The sequence below is a fragment of the Alteromonas portus genome, from assembly GCF_005117025.1.
Lineage (GTDB): Bacteria > Pseudomonadota > Gammaproteobacteria > Enterobacterales > Alteromonadaceae > Alteromonas > Alteromonas portus.
In genome coordinates this window covers 46,426-72,620 of record NZ_SWCO01000005.1, presented here as the reverse complement: position 1 = coordinate 72,620, position 26,195 = coordinate 46,426, and the positions used below count along the sequence as shown (strand labels likewise).

The following is a 26,195-nucleotide window of genomic DNA, read 5'->3' as shown; positions in this document are numbered from 1 at the left end:
TCCTACTTAACTGCGCCGAAGCTTAAGCCGCGCACTAACTGTTTCTGACTAAACCAACCTAGGATAAGAATTGGCACCACGGCCATGACTGAGGCGGCTGATAATTTTGCGTAAAATAGGCCCTCTGGGCTTGAGTAACTGGCAATAAATGCTGTTAAAGGCGCTGCGTTAGCTGCAGTAAGAATGAGGGTCCAAAATGCCTCATTCCACGCCAAAATAACGTTTAGTAGTAATGTTGAAGCAATTCCTGGCAGCGCTATCGGCAGCAGCACCTGGAAGATCTCTTGCTTTATTCCTGCGCCATCCATTCGTGCCGCTTCCAAGATTTCATTCGGGATCTCTCTAAAGTAGGTATAAAGCATCCACACCATAATAGGCAGGTTGATAAGCGTCATTACAATGACCAAACCAATACGCGTATCTAATAATCCAAAATCGCGAAATAGCAGGTAAATAGGAATTAACACGCCTACCGGTGGAAGCATCTTGGTAGAGAGCATCCACATAAGTAGGTTCTTTGTGCGCTTAGTTTGGACAAACGCCATCGACCAAGCTGCTGGAATAGCAATAAGCAACCCAAGAAGACTAGCACCAAGCGAAATCACAACTGAGTTCATGAAATGGTCGAAATAAGGAGACCGAGAAAGCACTTCAGCATAGTTCTCCAGAGTCCAATCGAACATAAACAAACTCGGTGAAGCGGAAATGGCCTCTGACTCTGTTTTGAAGCTTGTAATAATCGTCCAAAGAATGGGGAAGAAAATCATCCCGCTTACTGTCCACGCCGCAAGGGTGTAGATAAGTTTTGATTTATTCGTATCTTTAATCGCCATTACTTATCCCTCTAAGTTCTTGCCAATAAGGCGCATTAGGAAAATAGCGACTATGTTGGCAATAACCACTGCCACAATACCGCCTGCCGAACCACCGCCTACATCGAACTGCAAAAGCGATTGGGTATAAATAAGGTAAGTAATGTTGGTCGAAGAATATCCAGGGCCACCACTAGTCGTCACAAGAATTTCAGCGAAAATCGATAGTAAGAAAATCGTTTCAATTAGAATTACTGCCGTCACCGCACGAGAAAGGTGAGGCAACACAATATATACGAACTTGCTCCATGGACCTGCACCATCAAGATCTGCCGCTTCTAGCTGCTCACGGTCAAGCGATTGAATAGCTGTGAGCAAAATCAGTGCTGCAAACGGTAGCCACTGCCACGACACAATAATGATGATTGACAGTAAAGGCAGTTCAGCAAAAAAGTCGATAGGTGTTACGCCAATAAACTCAGCAAAATGGGCAAACAGACCATTCACTGGGTTCATAAACATGTTTTTCCATACCAGCGCCGATACCGTAGGCATAACGAAAAATGGCGCAAGTACCATAATGCGTACGTAGTTTCGCCCCCATATTGCCTGGTCTAATAAAACCGCTAAGCCAATTCCGCCACAAATAGTGATAAACAATACACCGCCTACTAGCAGCAAGGTGTTAAAAAATGACTCGATGAATGCGGGGTCAGTTAAAAAGAACTCGTAGTTGAGAAAGCCGATGAATTCGTTATCGCCCGGCATAAGCAAGTTATAGTCTAATACCGAGAAATAAAGGGTCATGCATAAAGGCACGATCATCCATGCTAAAAGCAAAGAGACCGAAGGAAAAAGCATGATTTTGGCTAAAGTACGAGATTGTGTGGTCGCCATGACTAGCCCTCTTATAATTATTAAATGGGAAAGTGCAATTAAGCACTTTCCCTGTGGTTAACGCTGTTTATTTTGGGTAGCGCGCTTTGCGCATAGCGCGTTCAACTAAACGCTGTGAGCTTTGCAGTGCTTGGTCTACCGTCATTCGGCCGGTTAACGCGGCGCTAAACTGCTGACCTACTGCGGTACCAATACCTTGGAACTCAGGAATTGCCACAAACTGAATACCTACGTAGGGCACAGGCTCTACCGTTGGTTTTTTCGGGTCTGCAGAATTAATCGAATCTAGGGTAATTTGTGCAAACGGCGCGGCCTCTAAATAAGCGTCGTTCTCATACAATGAGGTACGTGTGCCCGGAGGTACATTCGCCCAACCTTTTTTATCTGCAACTAAGTTTGAATAGCCCTTTGATGTTGCCCAGCTGATGAACTTCATCGCCGCATCGGTTTTCTTACTGCTTGATGGAATAGCTAAAGTCCAAGCCCATAGCCAATTACCGCGTTTACCTAAACCGTTATCAGGAGCAAGCGCGAAGCCTACTTTGTCGGCAACTTCAGAGTCTTTTTCGTTAGTAACAAAGCCACCTGCTACGGTAGCGTCAATCCACATGCCGCATTTACCGGTTTGGAACAGAGCCAAGTTCTCGTTAAAACCATTGGCTGAAGCGCCAGGAGGACCGTATTTTTCCATTACATCTACGTAGTACTCTAAGGTGTCTTTCCACGCTTTAGAATCGAACTGCGGCTTCCAATTTTCGTCGAACCAGCGAGCACCAAAAGAGTTAGACATTGACGTTAATAGCGCAATGTTTTCGCCCCACCCAGCTTTACCGCGAAGGCAAATGCCGTATATCCCGGCGTCTTTATCGGTCATTGCTGCAGCAGCTTCTTTGATAAAGCTCCATGTAGGTGCTTTCGGCATTTCTAAGCCCGCTTTTTCCATTAGGTCTGTGCGGTACATCACCATTGAACTTTCACCATAAAACGGTGCAGCATAAAGCTTGTCGTTTACGGAAAGGCCACTGCGAATGGCAGGTAATAAGTCGTCAATATCGTAATCGTCACCTAGCCCGTTAAGTTCGGTAAGCCAGCCTTGCTTGCCCCAAATTGGTACTTCATAAGTGCCAATTGTCATTACATCGTACTGCCCACCGCTAGTAGCAACGTCGGTAGTAACACGCTGACGAAGAATGTTTTCTTCTAACGTTACCCATTTAAGGTCGATATCAGGGTGCTGCTTTTCAAACTCGCTGCTAAGCGACTTCATGGTGATCATGTCGCCATTGTTAACGGTAGCGATAGTGATAGTTTCTGCTTGCGCCGCCACGTTAATGGTTAGTGCGCTGGCTACAATTAAAGATAGTTTTTTTAACATCGGGTCTCTCCCCTTTGTACTCTTATCAGATATGACTTTCCCCTCCCCGCCCAAATATGGTTAACGCGGGGATGAAAAAATCAGAGGTATTAAAGTAAGTTAGGTGGTTAGGCAGCGAAGCAATTCCGTGCCTAACCTTTTGTGTTAAAACTTGGTTAGCGATTAAAACTTAACTGAAATTTCAGACGTTAGACCGTCGAAACCTGCGCCAATCTGACCGCCAGAGTTAACGCCTTCGTCTTGGTCTACGTATTCCACTTTCCAAAGGGTACGGTCGTTGATCCAATAACCCGCTGATACCTGTAGACGAGTAACTTCATTATCTGTTTGCTCAATAAGGTCTGACGTATTTTCAGATTCTGCATAACGTGCAGCAACATAGAGCTTCTCTGGAATAATGTACTGCTGCGCTTCTACCACCCAGTATTCAACTGACGAATCAGCCTCAATGACCTGGTTAGAATCGAACGTAGTACCTGTTGGGTCTAACACGCCTTCATTACCGAAATAAGTGATACCTGCAACAGCATTACCTTCTACGTCTGCAAAGGTATAATCATCAGTTGCTTTACCTAGCATTAAAATAACGCTGGTCTGGTCGCTTGGCTGATACGCCAAGTTAAGCTGCATAATTGATTGATTAAGCCCAGGTAGTGCACCTACGTGAGTATCACGTTCGCTAGAGGCAGAAGCAGAAAAGTTATAGTTTTCACCATCACCAAAACGATAGTTGGTAGTGGTAACGCCATCTAAGCTGGCAAGGCCATTTTCGAATACAAGTTGCTCGCCTTGATTAGCATTGAAGAAGTTAAGTCCGGCTTTAAAGCCACCTTCAAATTCCAAGGTACCTTGCAAGCGGTAGTTGTAGCCGCGATCTTCCTGGAAAGCTTCACCAAAGCTTGACGTAGTCATGTGACCCGCCACATTGTATGAGCGAAGAATGCCGCTATCGAAGGTTTCGGTGTAGCTCAGCTGAATACCGTTTTCGGCGGTAGCGTAGTCGTTAATGCCGTTACCGATAAGTGCGTTACCTTGGTTGTCTGCACCGTCTTGGAAACCTTTAAATTGGAAAGGAGAGGCACCTATGTTGCCCACACGCAAAATAAGGCTAGCGTTCTCTTTTTCATAGCCAGTCAGTCCAAACATATCAAACTCGACACCGGCAAAATCTTGGTGGAATGAGAAGTCTCTGTCGCCATTATTACCGAAGTCATTAGGCTCTTCAGCGATATCAATATCGGCAGTTATGTTTTCGGTGATTTTGAACTTAAACATTAAGTTCACGCGAAGACGACCGAAGCCATCTGACTGAGTTTCATCTTCTGGACGAAACGCTCCGTCTTTGGCTTGGATAGCTTGATAATTCTGCATAGCTAAGAAGTTAACTTGCACTCGACCATCAAGAAATTCATTGGGTTCACTGGGTGGTACGTACATTGGCTTTTCTTGGCTAAGTTCTTGCGCCATACCTAACGTTGGCACAGTGGCAGCCATTACAGCGGCGGCGATCAGACTTAAAGATGCTCGTTTAGCGCACTTAGTTGATTGCATCACGTGTTTCGTTGTGTCAAGTCCCATTATGAACCCTCTTTTATTCTTTCGTAATTGTGTGGAGTGTAATTTTTGAAGAGCATTTGAATCTTGAAGACATTTGGGAAAACATCACTAAAACCCAAATGCCCAAACAAAGATTAAATGCTCAACATGTGAGAATATGACCACCGTTTGTTATTCACGTCAACCAAAAAATTAACAAGTTTTTATCAACAACCTCCAGAAACTATATAAATTAATGTTTTAAATAACTTTTTTATTTTTAACTTAAATGTAAATTTAATAAATTAAAAATAAGATGAAATAACAATTTACATTTACTTAGCAATGACAACTATCAAAAAGGATAAAATTGATAATAAAAACTGGTTAGAAAGCAACTTGATTTACAAATAACCAAAGCAAGGGCAATTGCAACTTGTGCCGTAAAAGTGAGAAACATCGATGAAATTTGTACTGTTGTCGTATCTATGCAGTGTCGAATAGGGAGATAAAGGCAGGTGTGCCATACTCGACTAACACTTACGTTGCCCTATTCATAAGGTGATTTATGCTTAAAAATGCAAAGGTATTGCTAATTCATGGCATGCTGACATTGTTATTCGTTTCACAGGTCTCTCTTGCACAGGGAACCGACGCCAATTCGCTAACTCGCCTCGAATTTGATAAGCGTTTGAGCACGGTGGAGTATCCGTTCGAAGTAAAAATGTTTAGTTTCTCATCACAGGGAAACGACCTAGAAATGGCCTATATGTTTTTGCCTCCCAAAGAGGAAAAGCCTGTGGTAACGCTTTTTCATGGGAAAAATTTTAACGGAGCTTACTGGGAAAGTACGGCGCGTCTTCTGCAAAATCAGGGTTACGGCGTTCTTATTCCCGACCAAATAGGCTTTGGAAAATCGTCTAAACCTACCCAATATCAATACAGTTTTGCCACGCTTGCGAACAATACGCGACAATTGATGCAGTCTTTAAACATCGAGAAAAGTATTATTGTAGGGCACTCCATGGGCGGCATGTTAGCTACGCGATTTGCATTGCTTTCCCCCGACACAAGCGAAAGCCTTATTTTGATAAACCCCATAGGTTTAGAAAACTACTTGCTATATGAAAGTTACACCGACATTGAAAAGGTATACCAAAGTGAGCTTAAGAAAACGCCAGATATGATCGTTAATTATCAAACAAAAAACTATTACGATGGTGCGTGGAACAACACATATGCCGAGCATGCCGAGTTTTTACAAGGGTGGATAAACGGCCCAGATTGGGAAACACTAGCACGGGTTAATGCCCTGACCTACGATATGATATTTACGCAGCCGGTTATTGAAGAGTTTGATGATTTAGCCCTGCCAACCACACTAATATTAGGTACCCGTGATCGCACAGCGCCCGGACGTGCAAACAAACATGACAAGGTAAGTAGAGAATTAGGTCGGTACGACAAATTAGGCAAAGAAGTAAAATCACGCAATTCAAACATCCATGTTGTTGAATTGGAAGGGTTAGGCCACTTGCCTCACATTGAAGCTTTTGAGCGCTTTAAGGTGCCATTTTTAAACGCATTGCATGACTAATTTCCGCGTAGTCATTACTTTCTAGAAAACCGATAGTAAATTTCTGGGGCGCATTAAGGTATTTCTCTTTGCCTTTGCGCCCAAACCCAAAAACGGTCATATAGGGGCGACTTACATAGGTGTCGGGCGAATCATCGTCTTTGTGACTGTATAGATAAATCACCCGTTCGAGCTTTTCATCACCGAATGCAATCCACTCAGGCGAGGGTAAATCGCCGTCGAAAGGTGTTTTTATAGACTGGCGAGTATTGCTTTTACTGCTGTACCAAAAGTCACTACTATCCATTTCTCCGCCGGGCACTCCCTCATATTGAACCCAGTAATGATAGCCGTCGCTCACGTTTAGCATAGTGAAGTCACAACGGTCGGGATAAAAGTCCCACTGGGCTTTCCACTTTCCGTTTGAAGAAATAAAGTGAATTTGTACGTGCTCAGGCTTATTTACGGTAACTTCCCCCTTTGAAGGCGCTGTAGACGCGTTCATCGCGTGGAAATAACTACCATCTTGTTTGTGAACGGCATTCGGAAACCCACGGTATTCTCCTTTCCAGCCAGAACCTTTAATGTTGTTGAAACCAATCCAGTCAATGCCATCTTTGTCTAGCATACTGGATAGCCCTCCTCCTTCCCTTTCTAGGTAGTAGGTAGCATGCGTAGTGGTAATGATATAGGCAGGAACATTATCACCTGCAGATTGATCAAACCCTTCTGTTAACATTACAGAAGATGAAGATGGCAGCACTGCACAAGCGTTAAGCCCACTTATTGAAATAGCAATAAATGCGGCTAAAAACCTTACCCTGCTGCAGCCCGATGCCAACGGTAGCCCGTCACCCTTTTTATTCAGCGCCCTATTTAAGTATTTAAACATAGCTCTTCCTTATCATTCCTGTCCCTTTCATTGCTCTAAAGGGATCGTCGCCATACGGGACGTTGCACTTGCTTTCAACAAATATCCGATTAGTAGCATAATGCCCGCACACAGCAAAAACATGAGCCTTCCCCATAGTGGGTTTGGGATCATCATCATTGCAAGCATCCCAATACTCATCAACATCACCATGACGCCTAACTTATGACGCTGCTTGCTGTCATACTCATCTTGTTCAACATCAGAGATAACCGGGGTTTCCAAGTCTTCAAAGAAATGATTAGTTTCTTCACGGTTAGTATCATATTCTGCCTTGTAGAAAAGCGACGTTACGCAAAAGAAACCAGCAGTGATTATCAGGTGCGCGGCAATCATCATCATAAGGCCAACATCGATTGACTCTCTTCGCGTAAAAGCGGTCTTAAGCCCTATTATTTGCGCCAAGACATCTGCTGTAAAAACGTGAGTCATAAACCACGATACGCACAGTCCTAACCCCACTGTCGCCCACGGTGCCCATTGTGGTGTTTTTCTAATAAAAAGCCCGAGAATGAGCGGTATGAGCAGTGGTACTTGTACCATAGTAGAAACGTTCATCATTAACTCAAACAAGCTCAGTTCTTTTAAGGACTTAAAGAAAAGCGCAACTAAAATAACCAATATACCGCTTATAAAACTGACCGTGCGGCTGACTTTCAATAAGTGCTGGTCACTTACCGAGGAATTGCGCTTTTTCAATAAAGGCTGGTAGACACTTCGAACAAAAATACCCGCATTTTTATTTAGCGCGGAATCCATTGATGACATAGAAGCGGCAAAAAGCCCAGCAAGTAACAAACCTACCGTTCCAATGGGCATAGCATTACGGGTAAATACAAGATACACAGCATCGGCAGCTTTGTTGCCTAACTCTGCATAAGAGGTTGCTGCATCAGGGTATAAAATGGCGGCTGCCCAAGGTGGTATAAACCAAACAATACTACCTATCCCCATAAGTACCATTGCGAGAAGCGCAGCTTTACGCGCGTTAACCGTATCTTTCGCATTCAGAAAGCGAAAAGAGTCGTTAAGGTTCATAATAGTGATAAGTTGTTTGGCTAGAAAGAAGACGAAAGAGCCTATAAGAATTACGCCGTAATTCATGTCTGGGCCCATGACAAAATCCACCGGGAAGTCATTAACAAGGGCAATTGGACCGCCCACTTTTACTAGGGCAACAATGGCACTTGCCACCGAAATAACCGCCACAATCAACGTTTGTACAAAATCAGAGGCAACCACGCCCCACGCGCCAGAAAGTACAGACACAAAAAGAACAGTGAGACCTGTAGCAATAATGGTAAGGCTAATATCAGCATTGAAGACTGCGCTGGAAAATACCCCCAGTGCATTTAGCCATACTCCCGCATTGATCATGCTAAAGACAATAAGTGCCCACGAGAAAAACAGTTCGTTTTGCGTACCAAAGCGACGCTTTATCCCTTCTGTAGGTGTGTCTACACGCATTTGTCTGAACCGCGCAGAGAAATATAGCCACCCGCAAAAATAGGCAAAGGTATTGGCAAAAAACACCAGACTTATAGAAAATCCATCTGAAAAAGCTTTTCCTGCAGCCCCGGTAAATGTCCAGGCAGAGAATTGCGCCATAAATGCGGTTGAGCCAACCATCCACCAAAGCATGCGGCCACCACCGCGAAAATAGTCACTGGTTGAGTTTTTCGCTAACGATTTAAACGCAAAGCCAATACCCAGAATCAGTGCAAAATAACCAGCAATGACAATGTACTCATAGACCATGTCAGCCTCCTAGGCCAAGTGTTTCACGTCAACCCAGTTGTCGTTCTGTCTAATCAAATCAATGAGCCGCTGGTATTGAGCACCCTCTTTAAAGGTCTGATAAGTAACGTTTCGTGTGCCTTCAATGTCGGCAACAAGCTCGCGGATAAGGTATCGCCAATTACGCTCGGTATCCCCTTCACCTTCGGGATTATTTTCAGCAATGTCGTTAGGCAGTGGCTGTTCGTTCCATTGCTGAGTCGTTTGGTCGTAAAGGTATAGCGGTCCGCTGGCGTAGTGCCCCCTAATGTAAATAGCGCCTTTACTGCCATAGATCACCACGTGATCTTCATTAAATCTGGGGTGTAGCCCTCCGTGTTTAAAAAGCACAGAGACAGGCTTTGTTGCGCTTTCACTTTTTATCTGGGCCAGTACGGTATAGCTCCATTCAACATTAGATTCGCCCCATTCAAGTGAAGGGTCGTTAATATCTTCGGGGATAAAATCTCTTCGTTTTTTGAAGTTGTGAACCCCTTTAACGATAGGCGCTTTACCCAGATCGTCTCGCACTTCGCCCATAATAGATAAGATTTCTTCGCCTAAAATAGAGGTAACAATCGATAACTTATGGGTAAAATTGTTATTCAGGCGACCGCCCCCATCTTCCTTGCGGTGAGACCAGCCAAAGGGAATATTACGCTCTAAATTGAAATGAGAAATACATTCGGCTTCTAAAGGTTCGCCGATTTTACCTTCAGCCACTAAGCGTTTAGCAAAAAGGACATCCGGCATGTATCTGAAGCTGGCGGCAAAAGCCGTTTTAACCCCTCTTTGTTCTGCCAATTGATAGAGGCGTGAAGCCGACTCCCCCGTTGTGGAAAGCGGTTTGTCACTGAACACGTGACACCCCTTTTCGATAGCGCTGATAATTGCACTTTCGTGCGCGCCGCCAGGCGTTGCTATTGACACTATGTCTGGCTTGCACGTTTCTAGCGCATGGTCCCAATCGGTGCTGGCGTAAGGAATAGACAAATTTTCAGCAACTTCTTTTACCACAGATTCCGTCCTTCCAACTATGCCCACAACTTCTGCCCCCGCATACCTAAAAGCTTCAGCGTGACCTTGACCGGCAAACCCTGTACCTTGAATTAATACTGTTAATGGCTTATTCATCGTTCGTTCCTCTCGCTCAATGTCTATAGTTACCAGTTCCACACTGTGCCATCTTCTAGTCTGCTAACCGGCAAGTAGGAGCGTTTATATGGATATTTGGATGCAGCTTCTTCGTTAAAATCTACGCCTAGCCCCGGCTTGTCGGGAATAAACGCCATGCCATTCTCAACAGTAAAATCATGAGAAAAAAGCGTGTTAAGCCCAGCATTGTCAAACCCGACAAACTCCTGAATACCGAAGTTTGGGGCATGTAAATTTAGGTGCATATGGGCTGCAAAACAGATTGGAGATAAATCGGGCGCACCATGAGGCGCCGTCTTAACATTGTGGACATTGGCAAAATCCCCAATACGACGCATACCAGTAATGCCCCCAGCATGGGTGGCGGCGGCGCGGATATAGTCAACACGCTGTTCTTCAATAAGGTTTTTGCAATCCCACAGCGTATTGTAGGTCTCGCCTATGGCTAGTGGAGTGGTGGTGTGCTGTCGAATAACGTCATAGCTATTCTGATTTTCTGCGATGGATGCATCTTCTAAGAAAAGAAGGTTATAAGGTTCCAATAGTTTCCCAAGTCGTGCCGACTCGATAGGCGTTAAGCGGCTATGCACGTCATGTAGCAAGTGGATGTCATTACCGAGCAACTCTCGCCCCTTCGCAAAAAGGTTTTCGACCATATCGAAGTATTTCGCGGTGGACCAGGTTTCTTCAGGTGGAAGAGGTCTACTCCCCTGAAGTTCAAAGTAGTCTTTCTTATCGCCTAATACTCCATAAGTAACGCTTAAGCCAGGAATAGCAGATTGCAGTCTAATTGCCTTGAAGCCTTTTTTTACGAGTTCTTGGGCTTTTTCAAGCGTGCTATCTACATCTTCACCACTCGCATGGGCATATAAGTTCACGCCTTTGCGACTTTTCCCGCCTAGTAACTGATAAACAGGCAAATTGGCAACCTTGCCTTTAATATCCCACAGCGCCATATCGATAGCCGCAATCGCCGCCATATTAACGGGGCCTCTACGCCAATACACCCCCTTATAAAGATACTGCCAAATATCTTCAATATCGTGGGCATTGCGCCCTATAAGACAGGGCGCGATATGCTCTTCTAGCATAGCGGCGACAGCCATTTCCCTGCCGTTCAATGTAGCGTCACCTACGCCATAAATACCGCTCTCGGTTATGATTTTTACTGTGACGAAATTACGCCCAGGGCTACTCACGAACACCTTTACCTGTTTTATATTCACCCTGCTCTCCTAATTAACTAATGCTTACGAACTAATGCGTTTCTTAACCGAATAACGAGTTTTCGGGCCTACCGATAGCTTCAACCTCACGACGTGAGAAAAAATAATCACTCTCACAAAACAGAGATAAAACGTTTTAGTAAAACGTTTTAGTGGACGAAATTAGCATATGCAGGCACTATGTCAACATCGCATTAACATTTGGTTTTTGATTTTTTCATGCACAAAGCAAGACTTAAAGACGTTGCTCAACGAGCAAAAGTCTCAAACAGCACTGTGTCTCAATATTTAAATGGAAGATTCGACTACATGTCGAAAGAGACTCAGCAGCGCATAAAGGCGGCCGTTGAAGAACTTAACTACACACCAAACCCCACAGCGCGGAATTTGAAAGGCAAACAAACTAAAATGGTTGGTGTAGTGGTGCGCGATATTACGGGTTTTGATACCAGTAAAACGATAAGAGGTATTGACGATTACTGCAAAAAGTTCGGATATAACGCCATTGTCTATAACACTGATTTTGATCCAGAAGAAGAAAAGCGAGCGCTAGAAAGCCTCAATGATATACGTGTAGATGGAATTATCATTGCGTCCTCAGGCAAAAATGAATCACTGATAAAGAACTACGATAAAAAAGGGCTTCCCATTGTTCACTTTCAGCTAGAGCACGACGGAAGCGAAAAGCGCTTAGTTACTTCTGATTACTGGCGAGCGGCCTATGACGCAACACAATACCTTTTATCTCTTGGACACAAACAGGTAAGTTTTGTTACGCAAACTTATACCAACGTTTTATCCAGGAAGGCCCGTTTCGATGGCTATAAAGCCGCATTGGAAGCAAATAATATCGAATTTAATAACGGCTTAATTTTGTATTGGGACAGGAATAGAGGCTTTGAAACGTCTCCGGTTTCACTATTAGAAAAAGAAAATGCCCCTACTGCTTTTTTCTCTCAGCACTTAGCAATCACCACTGAGCTTTTGACAGAATTTAACCAACACAGTGTATCTATACCGGAAGATGTATCACTTATCGGCTTCGATGAAATACCCATGGCAAAGTTTTTTAGTGTGCCCGTATCGGTAGTGAAACAAGAGCCTTACCAAGTAGGACAAGAAGCCGCTAAGCTATTGCTGAACAGCCTTAAATCACTGGAAACGGAAAGTAAAAGAGTACGAGTGAACTGCACGCTAACCAAACGGGCATCGTGCGCCCCACCTAAATAAAATGTATCTAACTATCAATACATTACAGGGCGTTATTTAACGCCCTGAAATACCAGCTTTTGAACTCGTCTACCGGTATTAACTTCGGTGGTGTAAAGGTTTCCTTCGCTATCGGTATCAATACTGTGTAGCCAAATAAACTGACCTGGGTAGCGACCGTTTTTACCTATCGAGCCTAGCTTTTCATGGGATTTTCTATCGTAAATCCAAATACGCCCGTTCATCATGTCGGCAACGTACAAGTATTTTCCATCGGGTGAAAATGCTACATCAGTTGCTGTACCTAGCCCCCCAGTTTCTGGTCGTACGGCAAAGTTTTTAACAAAGCGGATATCACCGCTTTTTTCCCGTTTAAATATTTGAAGGCGGTTGTTTCGACGGTCACATACATAGATAAATCCGTCGCTGTCTTGATTTATACAATGCACGATATTCCCAAATAATGGGTTTTCCGGGTCTATCCCCTGCTTTTGCGGCTGGGTGGCTTGGGACTGATCAAAGTCTCCTTCGCGAGTGGGCCCTAATGGCTTTTCTCCATAAGCACCAAGCACATGAGTCGCCCTCTCTTTCTCAACATCAAAACTTGCAATGCGCGCATTAATATAGCCATCGGCAATCACTAATTCGTTGTGCTCACTGTCCATAAACATATCTGCGGGATTGCCCAATGTGACAAGGTCCATGTTGCCGTTAGTTTGCCCACGCCTACCTATACCTTTTACAAACTCGCCATCAAAAGTAAAACCCACAGACACATGGTCGTCTTTGCCATTCCCAGCTAACCAAACCGTGTCATTTTCATCAACAAATAGACCGTGTACGTTTACCGGCCATTGATTTACACCGTCTATTGTAGGCGCGTTGCTTTCGCCGCCCCATGCTTTAGCTACCTCGCCATCGGGCGTAAAACGAATAACATGGGGCGCAGGTTCACAACACACCGCGGTGGAGGGTGTTGCAGCAAGGCCTATATCAGTTTTGCCAAGAGAGTTGGGACGCTGCAATATCCAAACATGATCATATTTATCGATAGAAAGACCCGACACCTGCCCCAGCATCCAGGTTTCTGGCAACGATGGCCAGCTTGCATCAACGCTAAACCGAGGCAGGGGCTTGTTATCTATCGGGTAAGTGGCCATAGGGATAAGCGGGGTTGTATTTTCTGATGATGTAGTGCTCTTTACTGTTTCGACACCCACTGATGGAGACATGGCTTGTGGGGTATTAGCGAAAGTTAAACTGCTAAAAAAAGATGCAGCAGTTAGTGCAGTAGCGCAAAAAGCATTAGCATGTATTCTAGTCATGGGGCTTTCCATTTAAAGCAAAATCGGTAAACGGTAAACATAAATAGCATGCTGCTAGGCAGCCGATGTAATTGCAATAAAAAGCGCCAACCTGTATGAGTTTTAAGCTAAACTGAAAAGCATTTTCACCGACTGGCTAGGTAAAGCAAATTCATCCTACCTAAATAGGATGAATTCAATTTTCAAAAGTATTTTTCTTCGTGGGAATATCGGCGCTTCTATATTTGTCGGTAGGGATGTATTTCTAGGCCACTAGCTCTAGTAACGGCGACTAACTTCCTAGGCGACTAGTAAACTGCCCTACCGCATCTACCACTTCTTTCGCACCACCTTGAATTTGTTCAATGACTTCACCCGCTTCTTTGGCATAATTCAAACCAGATTGCGCTTTTTCATCACCTTCGTTAACCAAGTTCACCGCATCGGTGGCCAATGTCTGGTTATGCTTAACCACGTTGATGATTTCTTCCGTGGCTTCTGTTGTGCGCGACGCTAACTGGCGCACTTCGTCCGCAACAACCGCGAAGCCTCGGCCCTGATCCCCTGCTCGTGCCGCCTCAATGGCAGCATTTAGCGCGAGTAAGTTGGTCTGTTCCGCTATAGCACTAATGCTTCCAATGATTGTGGCAATTTGTTGAGACTGAGCATCTAAGGCGTTAATCCCCTCTTTGGCCCTGTCCATTTGCTGCGAAAGCGAAGACATTTCTGAGAGCAACTCACTAATCACTTCTTTGCCTCGTGACGCAATTTGATCCGTATTGTTTGAAGAGCGGTAAGCGATGTCAGCAGCGCTAGAAACAGCGTTTTCTCGCGAAACTTGTTCGGTAATATCTGTAGCCAGTTTAACCACTTTGTACATGCGCCCGTGAGAGTCACAAATAGGGTTGTACGTAGCCTCTAACCAAAAGCTATTGCCATGGGCATCGAAACGTTCAAAACGTCCGGCAACAAACTCACCGCGGGCTAGGCGATCCCAAAAGTTTTTGTACTCAATAGAATTAGCGTATTCGGTATCACAAAAAATTCTGTGGTGCTGGCCCTTTATGTCGTTCAGGCTATATTTAACGGTTCTAAGAAAGGCTTCGTTAGCATCTTGAATTACGCCGTTAAGATCAAACTCGATCGCCGCATTAGATTTGTGCAAAGCAGCAACAAGGTCTTCATGTTCTTTCGACTTCGCAATGGTGCGCGTAAGGTCATTAAGGTTTACCGAGAACTTATGAATCTTACCTTTAATGTCAAAAATTGGCTCAACCACTCCCCTTAGCCAAGCTTCATCTCCATTTTCACGGGCGAACTCTATAGCCCCCCAGTAGTGAACGCGTTGCTCAATAGCATCCTTAAGCTTTTTAAAATGGGGAGTATTTCTTGCGATTTCAGGCACGAAATCAAAAAAGCGATGACCTTTAACCTGAGAGAGAGAGTAACCTAGCTCTTTTTCAAACATCTGGTTGACATCGTCAATTTCTCCGCGCTCATTAAGACGAAGAAAAATCATGTCTTCTCGCAAGCCATCTCGCACTTGCTTGAGTATATGAAGTTCCTCTTTAAGTGCTTCGTTTTCTTTAACTAGGTGTTTGTTAAACATGAACGCTTCCCTGACAAAAAATTTTCGGTAATAAGATGCTTATCGGCTAACTTGGAGTTTCACTTAATAAATTTACAATTCAGTTTTATAACTTACTTGAGAGTAAGTCTAGGCTTTGTGTCCCATGTTGGCTTTCGCCATTTCGTTGCCAAGTATGTTAAGAGTAAACACTTTTTTAATAAATTAAACTTAGGTCTGTACTATTTTGAATGCGCAGAAAATCTTACAGATTATTACTCTTAAAAAGCGCGGTCCCGGTTAATGCCGCTATCATCACTTATCAATAAAGCTTGCCTGATTACGCGCTACGTTTTCAATTAGCCAATGTGTAAACGCTTGGAAACGGGCTTGAGAATGGGTTTCTTTGTGCGTAGCCAACCAAAACGTACGCTTAATGTGGATCTCGTTTTCAATGAGTCGAACTAAACCAGGTTGTTTTTCAGCCATGAATTTAGGCAAAATGCCGACCCCCGCGCCATTTACAAGCATTTGATATTGCGCATTAATGCTGGTGCTGCGAAGTGCACTCAACTGCGAAAGTGCTGTTTCTTCAATGAACTTCAATTGAGGCGCATACACTAAATCGGGAACATAACTTACTAAATTGAACGTGGTAAGGTCTTTTAATGTTCGTGGCTTATAATCGTTGATAAGGGACTGATGTGTATAAAGATAAAGGTTATAGTCAGTTAGTTTCTGTGTTACCAGTAAGCCTTTACTGGGCTTTTCTAATAAGATAGCCATATCGGCTTCTCGTTTATTTAGGTTTAAAAAACCACTGGTAGCTACAAGCTCGATACTGATCCCCGGATATTGCTTCTTGAAGTCGGGTAGCAATGGCGCCAAAAACCAGCTACCAAAACCTTCAGAAACGCTCACTCTGATCGTACCTGCCAAGTGAGAACGTTCATCACCCAGTTCGTTTTGGGCCTCTAAAAAATAGTGCTCAGCTTTCTCAATATAAGTAACTAGCTCACTACCATGGGTGGTAAGTACATAGCCCTTTTTAGTTAGCTCAAACAGCTTGCAATTTAGTGAATCCTCCAGCTTTTTTACACGACGAATTAACGTTGTAGGGTCCACCTTTAAGCCTTTAGCTGCAATGGCTACATGACCATTTCTTGCCAAGCCAAGGAACAAACGCATGTCGTCCCAATTCATTTAAACACCTGCATTTTTACAGCATTATACTGCAAGTATATGTATTGTCTTTGCAAACACAAGGTTTCAATATTGTTAAAAATTATTGGAGCTATGTCATGAGAAAGATTGTTCACTTTATTGCAGGTAAAGATTTTGAAGATAGCAGCGAAAATACCGCGTCTGTATTTGCGCCTAACACAGGTGATGTTCAGGCTGAAGTTAGCTTAGCTAACGCTTCAACTTTGGCCTACGCAATTGAAACAGCCCAAGCTGCACAGGTTGAGTGGGCAGCAACAAATCCTCAACGACGAGCTCGTGTAATGTTCAAGTTTAAAGAGCTAGTTGAAGCAAACCGCGATCGCTTAGCGGCACTATTATCAAGCGAACACGGTAAAGTATTGGTTGATGCCCAGGGTGATATTCAGCGCGGCCTTGAAGTGATTGAGTTTGCCTGCGGTATTCCTCATGCGCAAAAAGGTGAATATACAGAAGGCGCTGGTCCGGGGATTGATGTGTATTCCATGCGCCAAGCGCTGGGTGTGGTGGCGGGTATTACGCCATTTAACTTTCCCGCCATGATCCCAATGTGGATGTTCGGCGTTGCAATTGCGTGCGGTAACGCGTTTATTTTAAAGCCATCAGAGCGCGATCCGTCAGTACCTGTTGAACTGGCAAAGCTTATGATTGAAGCTGGCCTTCCTGCTGGCGTCCTTAACGTTGTACACGGCAACAAAGAAGTGGTTGATGGTATTTTAGATCATCAAACTATTAAGGCGGTGAGCTTTGTAGGCTCTTCTGATATTGCTAACTACGTGTACGAGCGTGGTGCTCGTGCTGGAAAGCGCGTTCAAGCTATGGGCGGCGCGAAAAACCACGGCATAGTAATGCCTGATGCAGATCTAGATCAGGTGGTAACCGACTTAGTGGGTGCTGCATACGGTAGTGCCGGTGAACGCTGTATGGCGCTACCTGTTGTCGTGCCTGTTGGCGATGAAACCGCTGAGAAACTAAAAGCCAAGCTTATACCGGCTATTAAAGACATTATGGTAAGCCATAGTGAAGATCCTAACGCCCATTATGGCCCTGTGGTTACTGCTGCTCACAAAGAGCGCGTGGAAGGCTATATCGACCTTTGCATAGAAGAAGGTGCTGAGCTTGTTTACGACGGTAGAACCAGCCAAATTCCCAGCGACAGCCAAGGCTACTTCATCGGCCCAACGTTCTTCGACCACGTGACCAAAGACATGCGCTCATATCAAGAAGAGATTTTTGGTCCAGTGCTTCAAATGGTACGCGCGAAAGATTTCAACGAAGCGGTTAACTTAGCAAGCGACCACCAATACGGTAATGGTGTTGCTATGTACACCCGTAACGGTCATGCGGCGCGCGAATTTGCGCAACGTGTAAACGTGGGCATGGTTGGGATTAACGTGCCTATTCCTGTGCCAGTTGCCTACCACACTTTTGGGGGCTGGAAGCGCTCTGCATTTGGGGATACCAATCAACATGGTATGGAAGGAGTGAAATTCTGGACCAAGGTTAAAACCATTACGCAGCGCTGGCCTGATGGCTCAGATACGAACGACAACGCCTTTGTTATTCCAACCATGGGCTAAACCAGGAGACGATTATGACTACAGTTGCATTTATTGGCCTAGGTAATATGGGCTCAGGGATGGCAGATAACCTGGTTAAGAACGATTACAACGTATTGGCCTTTGACTTAAGCGAGGCCGCGCTGGCCAAAGCCAAAGAAGCAGGCTGCACTATTGCGAAAAGTACAGAGCAGGCTGTTTCTGAAGCTGACATCGTCATTACTATGTTACCAGCAGGCAAGCACGTAAAAGATATCTATTCAAATCAGATCCTGGCTTCTGTCCGAGAAGGCACCCTGCTTATAGACTGCTCGACCATTGACGTAGAAACGGCGAAGACTGTGTCAGAATTGGCAGAGGAAAAAGGCCTTAAAATGCTGGATGCGCCGGTTTCTGGTGGTGTTGCAGCGGCTGCAGGCGGCACACTTACGTTTATGGTGGGTGGCGACGCTGATGCATTTGACAAAGCGCAAGGCGTACTTAGCGCAATGGGCAAAAAAATTGTTCATGCGGGCGGCCATGGTGCGGGACAAGCAGCGAAGATTTGTAACAACATGTTACTTGGCGCGACCATGATTGCGACGTGTGAAAGCTTCCAGCTGGCACAAAAACTTGGCTTAGATGCGCAAGTGTTCTTTGATATTGCGTCTAATGCATCAGGTCAAACGTGGTCAATGACCAGCTATTGTCCTGTAAAAGGTGTGGGGCCACAAAGCCCTGCTGATAACGACTTTGCTGGCGGTTTCGCATCTGCGCTTATGCTCAAAGACTTGGGGCTAGCCATGCAGGGCGCGAAGGGTGTAAATGCGCAAGTACCTATGGGTGAGCTTGCTGCAAAGTGGTTTGAAATGCATTGCGAAGAAGGCAATGCAGGAATGGATTTTTCTTCGATAATCAACCGATTAGCATAGTAAAAAGCCAATATTTCTCCGACGGCTACTTCCCCTCAGAAGAGGTGGCCTTCTTTTTAAGCGAGTAAAGGATTTTACTCGCTCTTTTTTATCTTTTACCTACTTATCCCACATATCTTTGCGCCGTTAATATCTTCGCGAATTTTCTTGCCAAGCGGGATTATTTCTTTGTTATTTGATGTTTCCTTTTCATCATCCAGAAGCCATTTTTAGGTGACTAATTCGTTCTCACCAGCTTGAATAAAACGAGCCAATTCGGCGTTCGGTCTACATCTTGCAATCCCGTATTTAGCCTAAGAAATTTACACTGCATTAAAGGGCTAAATTTTATACACCCTTATGCAAAGCGATACTTTTTTAAACATAAAAATATTATACGTTTTAATAACTTACTTAATTCACTAAGCAATTTCACTAAACACATTGGTTCTCTATATCGCTCACTTAGAGCGCGCTTTGAGAAGCAGGGTGTCGCTAATTTCTAACGTTCAATTTCCTAAATTCAGTAAGTAAAAATAAAAGGAACACACTATGAAAAAGGGTATTTTTGCCGCTTCGACGGCAATTGTAGCTATTGGTTGTATTTTCGCCTTTATCGATAATTCTCCCTCGGACAAAAAAAAGGTAACAGCAGCCCAAAATGAAACAAAATCTGTTGGTAATGAAAGTACTGTTACTAAGCAACGAAACGGCAAAGTGTTATCGACAGGTGTCGATAACTTCAAACCAAAAAATGAAGCCGAGCTAAAAGCTCAGGCTACTACTAACGGTAAATCAGAGAGAGACACCATTGTCTGGACAACGTCAGAAGATGGCAAAAAGGTACTTGAAGCAGAAGGCCATATTCCCGCGGACGTAACCGATGAAGCTTACATTGAGCTTGATCGTGAAGAATTAATGACGGTAGAAGTTGGCGAGTATCTCGATTTATATATCCCACAATTCGGTGGCAGTTACACCGGTGAAGTTGACCACGTTGTCACTCATCCAAACGGCGATCGTACCGTGGAGGCCCACATCCCAGGTGCGGGCTCTCTCTACGCCGCCGTCATAACACTTGGTGAAAATGCCACCTACGGAAACTTAGCCACGCCTCGCGACGTGTTTGTGCTTGAAGGCAATGATAAATACGCGTGGATAGCCCCAAAGTCTTCAATGATGCAAAACCACATCGAACGTGAACCCGACAGCGAACGCCCGCTTAGCGACGACAACGCTGAAGAAGTTTTCAATCTCGGCCAAAACTAATCCCCTAGTGCCTGTTGAGCTTCACCGGAAATTCAACAAGCTCAAATAAAACAACAAGAAGGAAATAGAAATGAAACACACATTTAAGTGTTTAACGGCAATGGCAGTTTCACTGCTTTGTGCAACATCAGTAACAGCAGCCACCATCGATGTAATGGTGCTTTACACCCAACCTGCTGCAAACAATGTGTCTAATATCGACACTAAAATTAACCAATACATCTCACACGCCAACCGTGTTTATCAAAATAATGCGGTAGATTTACAGTTGCGTTTAGTGGGCGCTCAGTCTTCTGCTGCTACATCTAGCGACCTTCAACCTACCGAAAGTGCACTAGACCTGTTAACGGATAGCAGTGGTGTGCAAAACGCACGATCTTCAAACGGCGCAGACATGGTTGTGCTGTTAGGTAATCGTGAAAACATTTATGAAGGCGGTCAGCTAGTGGGTTACGTGTGCGGCATTGGCTGGGTAGGTCAAGGCAACAACGGTACATTGTACTCTAGCTCGCAAAGCCGCATGTACAGCATCAGCGCCGTTGATTGCGGTCTGTCTACATTTGTTCATGAACTCGGTCACAACATGGGCTTAGGCCACTCTGTTCGCCAAGGTTCAGTAGGCGGTGTATATAGTGATGGTATTGGTCACGGCGTTGATAACAACTTCTCAACTATCATGGCCTACCCTCAGGCATTCGGTAGTGCTACACAGCTAGACTATTTCTCTGACCCTTACTGGTCAGGCTGTAATGGCCAAGCCTGTGGCGTTGAAAACGAGTCAAATGCTTACCGTGCGGTAAATGCGGTTATTAACCAAATTGCTAACTACTTCTAAGTAAGTAATTTATTAGGGGATAAATAAGGGAAAGCAGCCTTGCTTTCCCTTCAACCCTCGCCCTTAAACTCTTCGGATAGTTTACTCCTTGGGCTGCGTCAACATGTCATCATACGCATCCATTTTCCAAGGCAGTTCACCTGGACTGGTATCGAGGAAATGCAGATAACTTTCGAACTGATCTAAGATGTCCTTAGCAATACTCTCTTTGTCATATCCGTAGATATCGTAGGCTTGTCCGCCGCGGCGAAGGAACACTTCAGCGCGAAAATATTTTTCAGACTCGTCATCTTCTGAACGCAGCTCTGCGTAGCTAAACCCTGGTACTAAATACTCAGTCATACGAATATCGTAGATAAAGTCTATGTGATCGTGACGCTCAACGCTGAAGGTGGCTCTTCCCGATTCCTCATCAAGCTTGACGAACGCCTCCCACTCTCGCGCTTTCAAAGCAGCCTGTACATCTTTCATTGCTGCAATAACGGTTTTATCAATAAACTTATGCACCTCATTTCGGCTGGGGTAATCGACCATTGCTGCGAGTCGACCTTTTAGGCTAGTCGAGCGACCGTGATTTCTATTAAGCGTATTCGCCTTCAAACTGTTATTTCGGTAGCCTTCAATGACAAGCGCACGCCATAGACCTGCTGCAGACGCTAGCATAATGAAGGCGAATGGTAAGGCGCTCGCAATGGTCATCGTTTGCAGGGCATTCAGCCCGCCAGCCAGCAGCAACACTGAAGCAACGGTTCCTTCTAAACACGCCCAGAATATACGCTGCCAAACCGGGCTTTCTTCTTTACCACCAGAAGCAAGAGAATCGATAACCAGCGACCCTGAATCTGATGACGTCACGAAGAACGTAATGATCAATAACACGGTCAAGCCTGACATGATTGAGGCACCAGGTAGCAAGTCATAGAGCTTAAATAAGGCAACAGCTTCGTTTTCCTGCACATCGCTAATGAGTGTAGTAACACCTTGGTTCATAATGGCATTTAGCGCAGTGTCGCCAAATACGGAAAACCAAAGGAAGGTGAACATGGTAGGCACTAGCATTACACCAAAAACAAACTGTCTAATGGTTCTGCCTCGGCTTATTTTGGCGATAAACATGCCCACAAACGGCGCCCAGGCAATGGTCCAGCCAAAAATAAACAGCGTCCAGTTACCAATCCAATCGCTACGACTGTAGGCCTGAAGATTAAAGGTACGTTCAATGATGCCGTTGATATAACTTCCCGTATTTTGCAGAAAAGTTTCTAAAATATGTACGGTTTCCCCCATCACAAAGACGGTGCTCATTAGCGATACAGCTAAAAGCATGTTCAGAATAGAAAGTCTTTTGATGCCCTTATCCATACCCGCAATCACCGATATTGTTGCGGCAATGGTTACGATAGCAATGGTGCCTATCTGCACCATAATATCAATGGGGATATCGCCGGAAAGATAGTTAAGCCCCGCATTGATTTGTGTAACAGATAACCCAAGCGTAGTGGCGATACCAAATAATGTACCGAGAATGGCGAATACATCTACCGCGTGTCCAATGGGGCCATAAATCTTATCGCCAATCAGCGGATACAAAGCAGAACGTATAGATAACGGCAAGCCATGTCGAAAAGCAAAATAGGCAAGAACCAAACCCACTAGCCCGTAGATCGCCCAAATGTGAAAACCCCAGTGGAAAAATGCAATTTGCATTGCTTGCTTTGCGGCGTCGACCGTTTCAGCTGCTCCCGCAGGTGGCGAAGAGTAGTGTAAAACAGGCTCTGCCACGCCAAAATAGAGCAGCGCTACGCCGTAGCCTGCTGAGAACAGCATAGAAAACCATTCGGGAAAGCTATATTGAGGCTCTGCATGATCGGGCCCCAATTTTATGTTTCCCCAGCTAGATGACGCTACCGATACAATGAATACCAAAAAGATAGCGACCGACAGCATGTAAAACCAACCAAAGCTTTCGGTGATCCATGCCAGTGTACTGTTAAAAGCCTCGGCAGCGAGTTCGGGGTTACTGATTGTTCCGATAACCAGAAGCAGAATGATGGCAACGGCAGGAAGAAAAACAGGAAGAAGAATGGTGGAGTTGTTTACTTGGCCTTTCATAGCAAATCCCTTTTCACTAACAGGTAAGTTGAAACCCTGCGAAAACTTAGAAGCTGCTTTTTTCTACTCGTGAGGATTTGCTTTGGTTCAGGTTACTTCTGATTAGACCGTTATACGTTAGGCCGAAAGGTTGCAAGAGGATTAAGGGCTCTACTTACTTTTATTTACTTAAATTAAAGTAGGCAGAGCACCATTTGATATTACTTTTAAAGCCAAGTGGCTACTTAATGATGCCCACCGCAGCATCCACCATCATGTTCAGCCCAGTTCTTTAGCTTGGTGGTCTTACCTATTCCCGGGTTAAAGCTATTGGTTGGATCAAGTTCGCGATAGAAATTCTTAAGCGCATCTTTAGCAAAGTACTCATGACCCACATTGTGCTCTGCTGGATACTCAGCGCTTCTTGCATCAAAGGTTTCTAGAATTTTGCCTTTTAGCAATTTCGCGTCCGCGCCTTTTTTCAGTACATAATTCTGGTGCATAACGTGGCAAAACAAATGACCGTAATACAATTTGGTATCAATCTGATCGTCTATTTCCTTTGGTAGTACTTCAAACCAATCAGGGTCGTTACGACGAAGCGCCACATCTATGGTCATCATGGCGCCCACTTTGTTGCTGTGCATTACGTGATAGCGACCTATTGCTCCACCAGCAACAAAGCGGTGTAAAATCGCTTTATCTGCTTCTTCCTCGGTACACTCAAAGTAGCCACCTTCGTTGGTTTTAAAGAACTCATCTAGGTAGGCTTTAGCTTCATCTACCCCGTCGTTGCTCATTTCCAATATCCAGTGATGCTGGTATTTATCTCTGTATTCTTCCATGCGCTTTGGCAAGTGGTTAGGAAAGATATAGCTCATATACTGCATAACGCGATCTGACATTTTGTTGGGTAAAAAACCTAACTTGTCGGTAAAAGCGTCAAACTTCCGCTTAAACGCAAACAGCTTCGGTATGAACTTAGCCCCAAGCTTACTGATAACAATAAACATGTCTTTACCGTATTTCTTAGACACGTCGTAGCAATCGCGGTGAAGGTATTCGCCAGAATCGGGCAAATTTTTAAAGGTAGAAAGAATGTCACGACGCACTTTTGTAAATACAGCGGCATCGTTAGAGCCGACATAAAATACTTGTTTCTTTTCAGGAATAGGGAACGTATCTAGCCTCACCGCGAAGACAGCGAGTTTACCAGCACAGCCTGAAGCGTCGTGAAGTCGTCTGCCGTCATTGTTGAAACGCGATGGCGTGTCAGAGTCTACATCTCGTACGCGCTCATCATATTCATTGTCTGATGCGCGAGCGTCAGGATGCTCTACATCTGCCTCTTTGTAACGCTTGTTTTCAAGGTTACTTAATATTTCTTCAGGCTCACTACCCAAGTTAATGCCGAGGTTGTTTACTAAAGAAAGATTGCCATTGGCGTCGATTTGTGCGAAAAGTGCAAGTTCAGTATAAGCAGGGCCTCGCTTGACCAAAGCGCCACCTGAATTGTTGCATATGCCACCTACGATAGAAGCACCAATACAAGAAGAACCAATAACCGAATGTGGTTCACGACCGTATGGCGCAAGCGTCTCTTCCAGCCCAAACAAAGTACTACCTGCTAAGCCAACAATTTGCTTTCCATTATCAACCAACTGAATATCATCAATCCGCATAGTGCTGATAATAACTAATGGCCTGTCGTAGTCTTTCCCGTCTGGCGTAGAGCCGCCCGTTAAACCAGTATTCGCCGCCTGCATAATTACTGCGACATCAGCTTCAACACAAAGCTTTAGTACACGCCAAATTTCAACCAGTGTGCCCGGCCTTACTACCGCGAGTGCTTCGCCCGCCCCAAAGCGAAATCCTTTGGTATACGGCTGCTTCTTCGCTTTATCTGTTAACAAATAGGCTTGCCCTACTACATCGCGCATAGATGCAATCAAAGACTGAGTGTCAACGTTTACGGTCATGATTCTCTCTGTGTTGAAGTTTTGGAAGGATGAACTTGGTGATGAACTATACACTAACGGCATATTTAACAAAGAGGCCAGGCGTTTTTTATAGAGATAATTTACTTATATTTAATTCATTCAGCATTTAAAAATAGGCTACTTTTAAGCAATGCTTACAAGCGTTTTTCACGGTTACATTTTGTTACGCTTTGGCAATGTAAGTTAGACCAGATGAGTATTGTAAAGCAATTGTATAGTTCGTAAGGTTAACGTACAGGAAAAGGAGTTTTCATGTCACATCAAGCGTTTGTTCTAACAAAAAATAGTTTCTCAGAACATACAAGAACAGAAGGGGCTTACGAACGATTTCTAAGTATCTTGCCAAGCTGCGGCTTTACTGTCACAACAGGGTCAATACAGCCTCCTCGAAGTGTTCTCAATAACACCTACACTTTCTTCATCGATGCACAGTACTGCAGTTCAGAGGCTATGTTGAGCTTGCCGGTAGTTAACGATTACCCCGAATTAAACAAAGTGATTTTCAATGTACCAGTGTCTGACGTCGATTTTCATTACGCGGCTCTTCAGCACGGTATCAATGGCATTTTTCACATAGAGGATAATTTAGAACTGTTAGTTCGCGGGGTACAACAGGTTCAGGCGGGTAACAAGTGGTTTAGTCGCGAGATAATGAGTCGCTATATTGATGCGAATCTCGTAGCAAGATCTAAACCGGTTGCGGCACTGCAATCATCAACCACGGTGTTAACTAAACGGGAACTTGCCATAACCCGTAAAATTGCTGACGGTGCCCAGAATCAAGAAATTGCAGATTGCTTGCATATCAGTGTGAATACAGTGAAAACACACGTGTACAGCATATTCAGAAAGACCGACTGTAGGAATCGCGTTGAGCTTATCAAGTGGTTTGATCATCAGTTTAGTCAGCCTCAACAGGTAAATTACTAAACTGATAACCGATTAAAATAAACGTGAGGATTGGCG

20 protein-coding genes are annotated in these 26,195 nt (G+C 44.5%); 7 read left to right on the top strand and 13 right to left on the bottom strand.

The features are described from left to right. Positions 1 to 2: 2 nt before the first annotated feature. From E5672_RS08340 to E5672_RS08325, 4 genes are all read right to left on the bottom strand, one after another. Positions 3 to 833 carry a carbohydrate ABC transporter permease gene (locus tag E5672_RS08340; RefSeq protein ID WP_071959882.1) on the bottom strand — a complete coding sequence of 277 codons (831 nt, stop codon included), beginning with the start codon at positions 831 to 833 and terminating at the stop codon, positions 3 to 5. Between the two features lie 3 nt (positions 834 to 836). After that, a complete protein-coding gene (locus E5672_RS08335; RefSeq protein ID WP_071952603.1) occupies positions 837 to 1,709 on the bottom strand; it encodes a carbohydrate ABC transporter permease in 873 nt (290 codons plus the stop codon). Positions 1,710 to 1,776: 67 nt separating this feature from the next. Then, entirely contained in the window at positions 1,777 to 3,084 is a 1,308-nt protein-coding gene (locus E5672_RS08330) for an ABC transporter substrate-binding protein (RefSeq protein WP_136781780.1), read from the bottom strand. Between the two features lie 162 nt (positions 3,085 to 3,246). Beyond that, a complete protein-coding gene (locus tag E5672_RS08325; protein WP_136782263.1) occupies positions 3,247 to 4,521 on the bottom strand; it encodes a hypothetical protein in 1,275 nt (424 codons plus the stop codon). Positions 4,522 to 5,188: 667 nt separating this feature from the next. Between E5672_RS08325 and E5672_RS08320 the strand changes: the two genes are divergently transcribed. After that, a complete protein-coding gene (locus E5672_RS08320) occupies positions 5,189 to 6,217 on the top strand; it encodes an alpha/beta fold hydrolase (RefSeq protein WP_136781779.1) in 1,029 nt (342 codons plus the stop codon). Here the strand turns inward: E5672_RS08320 and E5672_RS08315 are convergent. From E5672_RS08315 to manD, 4 genes are read right to left on the bottom strand one after another with little or no spacing between them, the layout of a single operon-like run. Continuing rightward, the gene (locus E5672_RS08315) at positions 6,183 to 7,088 is read right to left on the bottom strand and encodes a hypothetical protein (RefSeq protein WP_240692191.1); all 906 of its coding nucleotides are present in this window, start codon (positions 7,086 to 7,088) and stop codon (positions 6,183 to 6,185) included. The genes E5672_RS08320 and E5672_RS08315 overlap by 35 nt on opposite strands. 27 nt (positions 7,089 to 7,115) lie before the next feature. Further along, complete coding sequence (locus E5672_RS08310) at positions 7,116 to 8,885, bottom strand: sodium:solute symporter family transporter (RefSeq protein ID WP_136781778.1); 1,770 nt, start codon at positions 8,883 to 8,885, stop codon at positions 7,116 to 7,118. Between the two features lie 9 nt (positions 8,886 to 8,894). Then, positions 8,895 to 10,037 (bottom strand): Gfo/Idh/MocA family protein, encoded by a 1,143-nt coding sequence (locus tag E5672_RS08305; RefSeq protein ID WP_136781777.1) that lies wholly within the window; start codon positions 10,035 to 10,037, stop codon positions 8,895 to 8,897. Between the two features lie 29 nt (positions 10,038 to 10,066). Beyond that, complete coding sequence (gene manD / locus E5672_RS08300; RefSeq protein ID WP_136781776.1) at positions 10,067 to 11,284, bottom strand: D-mannonate dehydratase ManD; 1,218 nt, start codon at positions 11,282 to 11,284, stop codon at positions 10,067 to 10,069. 219 nt (positions 11,285 to 11,503) lie between these two features. Here manD and E5672_RS08295 point away from each other — a divergent pair, with 219 nt between their 5' ends. Then, on the top strand, positions 11,504 to 12,514 hold the full coding sequence (locus E5672_RS08295) for a LacI family DNA-binding transcriptional regulator (protein ID WP_136781775.1): 1,011 nt from the start codon (positions 11,504 to 11,506) through the stop codon (positions 12,512 to 12,514). Between the two features lie 32 nt (positions 12,515 to 12,546). Here the strand turns inward: E5672_RS08295 and E5672_RS08290 are convergent, their stop codons facing one another. The 3 genes from E5672_RS08290 to E5672_RS08280 form a co-directional block, all read right to left on the bottom strand. Continuing rightward, positions 12,547 to 13,818: a beta-propeller fold lactonase family protein gene (locus E5672_RS08290; RefSeq protein ID WP_161569382.1), complete on the bottom strand. Its 1,272-nt coding sequence runs from the start codon at positions 13,816 to 13,818 to the stop codon at positions 12,547 to 12,549. Positions 13,819 to 14,089: 271 nt separating this feature from the next. Beyond that, on the bottom strand, positions 14,090 to 15,406 hold the full coding sequence (locus tag E5672_RS08285) for a methyl-accepting chemotaxis protein (protein WP_136781773.1): 1,317 nt from the start codon (positions 15,404 to 15,406) through the stop codon (positions 14,090 to 14,092). Positions 15,407 to 15,679: 273 nt separating this feature from the next. Continuing rightward, entirely contained in the window at positions 15,680 to 16,567 is an 888-nt protein-coding gene (locus tag E5672_RS08280; protein WP_136781772.1) for a LysR family transcriptional regulator, read from the bottom strand. Between the two features lie 98 nt (positions 16,568 to 16,665). Here E5672_RS08280 and E5672_RS08275 point away from each other — a divergent pair, with 98 nt between their 5' ends. The 4 genes from E5672_RS08275 (at position 16,666) to E5672_RS08260 (ending at position 21,138) form a co-directional block, all read left to right on the top strand. Further along, positions 16,666 to 18,165: a CoA-acylating methylmalonate-semialdehyde dehydrogenase gene (locus E5672_RS08275; protein ID WP_136781771.1), complete on the top strand. Its 1,500-nt coding sequence runs from the start codon at positions 16,666 to 16,668 to the stop codon at positions 18,163 to 18,165. An 11-nt stretch (positions 18,166 to 18,176) separates the two neighbouring features. After that, a complete protein-coding gene (gene mmsB, locus E5672_RS08270) occupies positions 18,177 to 19,055 on the top strand; it encodes a 3-hydroxyisobutyrate dehydrogenase (protein WP_136781770.1) in 879 nt (292 codons plus the stop codon). 531 nt (positions 19,056 to 19,586) lie between these two features. Next, positions 19,587 to 20,303 (top strand): hypothetical protein, encoded by a 717-nt coding sequence (locus E5672_RS08265; RefSeq protein WP_136781769.1) that lies wholly within the window; start codon positions 19,587 to 19,589, stop codon positions 20,301 to 20,303. Positions 20,304 to 20,373: 70 nt separating this feature from the next. Then, the gene (locus E5672_RS08260; RefSeq protein ID WP_136781768.1) at positions 20,374 to 21,138 is read left to right on the top strand and encodes a zinc-dependent metalloprotease family protein; all 765 of its coding nucleotides are present in this window, start codon (positions 20,374 to 20,376) and stop codon (positions 21,136 to 21,138) included. Positions 21,139 to 21,219: 81 nt separating this feature from the next. On the opposite strand, the gene E5672_RS08255 is transcribed toward E5672_RS08260, so the two are convergent. Together E5672_RS08255 and dld are read right to left on the bottom strand one after the other, a co-directional pair. After that, a complete protein-coding gene (locus E5672_RS08255) occupies positions 21,220 to 23,250 on the bottom strand; it encodes a BCCT family transporter (RefSeq protein ID WP_136781767.1) in 2,031 nt (676 codons plus the stop codon). A gap of 224 nt (positions 23,251 to 23,474) precedes the next feature. Further along, the gene (gene dld, locus E5672_RS08250; protein ID WP_136781766.1) at positions 23,475 to 25,208 is read right to left on the bottom strand and encodes a D-lactate dehydrogenase; all 1,734 of its coding nucleotides are present in this window, start codon (positions 25,206 to 25,208) and stop codon (positions 23,475 to 23,477) included. Positions 25,209 to 25,481: 273 nt separating this feature from the next. Between dld and E5672_RS08245 the strand changes: the two genes are divergently transcribed. Next, on the top strand, positions 25,482 to 26,159 hold the full coding sequence (locus E5672_RS08245; protein WP_136781765.1) for a helix-turn-helix transcriptional regulator: 678 nt from the start codon (positions 25,482 to 25,484) through the stop codon (positions 26,157 to 26,159). The last annotated feature ends 36 nt before the right edge of the window (positions 26,160 to 26,195 follow it).